The organism is Pseudomonas sp. 05N434, from assembly GCF_056396965.1.
In genome coordinates, this window is the sequence record NZ_JBFTMK010001057.1 from 1 (window position 1) to 572 (window position 572).

Genomic DNA, 572 nt, shown 5'->3' on the forward strand with positions numbered 1-572 from the left:
GCTCGACTTTCTTCACGTCCACGCCGGTGCGGATGGGGGCGTTGAACTTCTTCGCGTAGGCTTCGAAATAATCCGCCACCCGTTCTTTCGGGGCAAAGCTGTCGGGGCTGAGATCGTCGAACTCAAGGCCCGGAAACCGATCGTGCCAGGCCGGGCCGTTGGCCACCAGCGAATCCCAACGACCGCTGCGCCAGCGCTCGGCGATGCGGCTGCGCTCCAGTACGAGGTGAGGCACGCCGAGTTTGCTCAGGTGTTCACTCATGGCCACGCCAGCCTGACCGGCGCCCACAATCAGCGTATCTATTTTTGTTTTTTCAGTGGTCATCTCTATACCCATCGAAGTTGGAATCAGGTCGGTTGTGGCCTGCCATTTCTTGGGTCAAGACTAGGGATCACCCCTGGATCGGTAAAATATTATAAAGCTGGCATTTGAATACAAATTACCGATGTAGCGCCTGCAAGTGTTTATGCCTTTGAGCTGCCACGACGCACTCCCGTAGCAGCTGCTACAAGAGCAATCGATGACCGGATTTAACAGAGCATGCCCTGAGCCAATGGGTGATATAAATCTG

Annotated in this window: 1 protein-coding gene; it reads right to left on the bottom strand. The window is 55.2% G+C overall.

Annotated features, from left to right (window positions below; translation table 11 throughout):
• On the bottom strand, window positions 1-325 hold a 325-nt coding region (locus AC1DLB_RS31690; protein WP_477786491.1), incomplete at its 3' end, for an NAD(P)-binding domain-containing protein.
• Between the last annotated feature and the right edge of the window lie 247 nt (window positions 326-572).